A 3,870-nucleotide genomic window follows, 5' to 3' on the forward strand; every position below is an offset into this window, starting at 1 on the left:
GGCCTACCCTCAGGTGATCGCCGTGGGAGCCTTTGAGCCGGGGCAGTCGCCCGCGCTCTACTCGAATTTTGGTCCGAACGTGGACGTAATGGCGCCGGGGGGAGGCGTACCGCCGGAACAGTTCATGGACGGGATTCCGAACGGTATCTTGAGCACATATGTCGAACCGAACTCGAATGAATCGTCGTGGAAATTCATGTCCGGAACGTCCATGGCCAGCCCGCATGTGGCGGGAATCGTGGCTCTCCTCCTGGGCGTAAACCCGGCGCTGGCACTCGCGGATGCGCGTGAATTGCTATTTGCGCATTCGTACTTGGAAAATCTCCAGGGATGTTCGAACCAGCGGTGCGGGCGCGGAGAACCCAACGTTCTGGAAATTCTTTCCGCCGCGGAAACGGCCGTTCCTTCCACGGCGAAGATTCAGCTGACCCGGGACTGGGTTCCTTTGACCGACGCAAAGTTCGAAACGACGCTTTCGATTCCAAATACCGGGGGCGACAAACTGAAAATGATTTCAGGGGAAGAAATCCGAATCCGGCCTGTGTCGGCGGCGGCCTGGCTTTCGGTGACCGAGAACGACACTGAAAAGGGGATCGACCTCCAAATTAAAGTCGCGAAGGATAAGGCCCCCACGATCCCGCAGAGTGTTTCGGTGGAAGCCGTGACCAACGCAGCGGAGATTGAAACCACCGAGAACGGCGATTCCACCATCAGCCATAACGGTGTGATTCGATTGTTCGTTTATTACGAACCCAAGGAAACGATGCACGTGGCGCTCGTCAAAGACTCGGACGATCATGCCGCGTTCGAATGGGCGGCCGCGCAGCCAGATCAAAAATATGCCTACCATCTTGATCCACCGCCGGAAGGGGATTACTTCATCTACGCGGGCAGGGATGACGACGGCGACGGAAAGGTCTGCGGTGTCGGAGATTATTGCGGCGCCTATCCGTCGCTGGAGCAACCCCGAAAGATTCATGTTCAGCCGGGCACAGTTATGAACGACCTTGATTTTGACGTAACCCCCAACTACCTCGAAAATTTCGAGATTTCGCTCCCCAAACCGACCGAGGGAGTCTCTCCATGAAGCGCCGGGTTTGGGTCACACTAAGCGGGTTCTTTCTATTGAGCGCCTCGTCGCCGGCGCAAGCGCAATTCAATTTCTGCTCGGGCACCGGAAATCCACCCTGGTGTGCGGTGATTCATCAGAACAACACGTTCGACAAAGATAAAACTCAGTGCATTGAAGTCCGTTCGTGGTCCGAGTACGTCGACCTACACAAGTATCTCGTCAAATCGGTGGCGATCATGCCGGGCGCACCGGTTCACCGAGCTGAAGACGATTCCAGCTTTCCGGAGCCGAGGAAGTGGGGAGTCCGGCTCGAACAATTGGATCAAGAAAGGTTTCTCGTCCTGGCTGTGGCCGTCAAGAAAGACCCGACATTATCTTCCTTGTACGAACTGCTTTCGCCGAAACTCGAATCAGGCACCCTCGCGATTCCGATCCGGGTTACGGCCGGCCAGGATGCGGGAGGAAGTTATGCCCCTCTAAATGTTCGAGGCGGATCCTATTGGATCGTAGCGACCACGCCGGCGCTCCTTCGAATTCTTCAAATTTCTTCCACACGCGAGATCCGAAACATCCAGTTGAAGCTCGAAGGCTCGGAGGAAAAAATACTCGACTGCGTCCCGATTTCGAACATCCTTCGCAGATAGAGCGCCGTTTCCTCGGGGAGGGGCGTCATCGACGCCATCGGCATCGCTTACCTGTTTTAACGCTTGTGGCCCCCCTATCCCTTTGATAGATAACGTGCCGAGGAGACCCTGCATGATTCATCGATTGCGCCCCGTTTTGTGGATTTTAGTTCTATTCGGCCTTGTCCCCGCCTTTTCTTCGCTGGCGGCCAGCCTTGTGATCAAGACGGAGAAAGACCCCTATGCCGTCTTTTATCCGGCAAAAGCCTATGCCTGGCACCCGCTCTCGGACGTTCATCCGAAGTTCGACGGGGACATCCGGGCGGCGCTGGATCGTGAGCTAACGGCGCATGGATTTCAGAAATCGACGGCCGGAAAGCCCGATTTTTGGGTGGGTTATCAATTTAAGCGCGAAGAGATGACGAAGAAAACGCCGCAGACCTTCCATGGAGGCGATTACAGCTGGACCGAGAAACAATATCGCCTCGGAACGTTGATTATCGACGTCTTCTCACCGGACCAGCGGCGCATCATTTGGAAAGGCTGGTCTGAATCGAACTACGATCCGAAATTGAGCGACGAAAAGAAAATTCAAATGGCCAACGACGCAATCAAGCAAATCGTCGTCCAAATGCCGCCTCCCGGCTAGCGCTACATTCCGCAGTCGCCCTTTTGCATCTCGGAACGCTCCAAGGCGATCCGAGCTTCCTATTCAGTGACCAAGATCAGTGTTTCTCCTTCCAGACCGCCTAAGAACAGGCAAGGCTCGAACGAAAGGAGAATGATGAATTTTACTCAACTACGCTTCGGAATGTTGCTAATGGCTTGCGCGGCGGTAATTTCAGCGTGCGGGGGAAGCGGAAATATCGGTGCGGTTTGCGACGCAGCGGGTAATCAACTTTATGCTGAATGCGATCAGACCGACGCTACCGACCAACAGACCATCTGGAACGCGCTTCAGGGGATGGGAGTTTCCATATCCACGGCCGAGATCGCGACGTTTCCGAAGGAAGATGCGATTAACGAATGCTCGAGCGGTCTCTCCGAGGGACAGGCGCAGATCACAGACGCCGATGTAGCACAGTTTAAAGCGGAACTTGCCGTTGCATCGACCTGCGAAGAAGTGGTGGACGTCATCCTTACCGCCGTCAACAGTCTCTGACCGAGCGCTCACCGCCGCGGTTAGTCGGCAAGGCCAGCTAAACCCGAACGGTTCCCTGTATCCGTTTGGATCTTCCGTATTTGCGGCGGATCGGTTCGACGACAGTCCGGATGAAACGGCCGACCTGTTCGGGAGCCATGCCGACCAACTGCTCTGGTTTCGACCGAATCATCAACTTAGGCAGGACGCCGGAAAACGCGGCATCTTTACGAATCCGCGCCAAGAGATCGTTGTTCCCCCCTTTCTCCCGAATTTGGTGAATGACTTCTTCGGCATGTTTTCGAATCCGTTCGTGAAGTACCTGGCGGTCGCCGCCGGCGCGAACGGCGGCCATGAGAATCTCTTCCGTCTGAAGAAACGGAATTTCCTGATCGAGGTGCTGCGCGATAACGGATTCCCGGACCTTCAGGCCGGATGCTATGTTGATCGCGAGATTTAAAACGCCGTCCGTGACCAAGAATGCCTGCGGAATCACCAACCTTCGGTTGGCCGAGTCATCCAGCGTCCGTTCGAACCATTGGTTGGATGCCGTTTCGAAACAGTTCCCGACCAGATTGATCACGAAGCGGGAAAGGGCGACCATTCGTTCCGACCGCATCGGGTTTTGCTTGTACGGCATCGCGGACGATCCGACCTGGGAATCCTCTCGCGGTTCCTCCACTTCGTGAAGCGCCTGAAGAATCCGAAGATCATTTCCCATTTTTGACGCGGATTCGCCGATCCCCGCGAGCAGCGTGATGATCCGCGTATCCACTTTGCGCGGGTAGGTCTGACCGGTCACCAGATAGGAAGAAGAAAATCCCATCTTTTTTCCCACGCGCCGGTCGAGCTCTTCGACTTTCCGTTTGTCTCCGTCGAAGAGTTTTACATACGTGTCTTGCGTTCCCGTCGCCCCCTTGACGCCGTGGAATCGGAGTTCCGACTGTTCGAATTCGAGGCGCGAAAGATCCATCACAAAATTTTGAAGCCACAGGCAGGCCCGCTTGCCCACGGTGGTCGGTGCCGCCGCCTGA

General features: G+C 55.6%; 5 protein-coding genes. 4 read left to right on the forward strand and 1 reads right to left on the reverse strand.

The window, feature by feature from the left end:
• The 4 genes from VI895_12430 to VI895_12445 all read left to right on the forward strand — a co-directional run.
• A partial coding sequence (locus VI895_12430) for a S8 family serine peptidase (GenBank protein HLG20606.1) occupies positions 1 to 1,087 on the forward strand: 1,087 nt, incomplete at its 5' end.
• On the forward strand, positions 1,084 to 1,716 hold the full coding sequence (locus VI895_12435) for a hypothetical protein (GenBank protein ID HLG20607.1): 633 nt from the start codon (positions 1,084 to 1,086) through the stop codon (positions 1,714 to 1,716). The genes VI895_12430 and VI895_12435, both read left to right, overlap by 4 nt.
• A gap of 112 nt (positions 1,717 to 1,828) precedes the next feature.
• On the forward strand, positions 1,829 to 2,344 hold the full coding sequence (locus tag VI895_12440) for a DUF4136 domain-containing protein (GenBank protein HLG20608.1): 516 nt from the start codon (positions 1,829 to 1,831) through the stop codon (positions 2,342 to 2,344).
• A gap of 171 nt (positions 2,345 to 2,515) precedes the next feature.
• Entirely contained in the window at positions 2,516 to 2,857 is a 342-nt protein-coding gene (locus VI895_12445; GenBank protein ID HLG20609.1) for a hypothetical protein, read from the forward strand.
• 37 nt (positions 2,858 to 2,894) lie between these two features.
• Here VI895_12445 and VI895_12450 read toward each other — a convergent pair.
• On the reverse strand, positions 2,895 to 3,870 hold a 976-nt coding region (locus VI895_12450), incomplete at its 5' end, for a lyase family protein (GenBank protein ID HLG20610.1).

The sequence above is a fragment of the Bdellovibrionota bacterium genome (assembly GCA_035292885.1).
In the GTDB taxonomy this organism is placed as follows: Bacteria; Bdellovibrionota_G; JALEGL01; order JALEGL01; family DATDPG01; genus DATDPG01.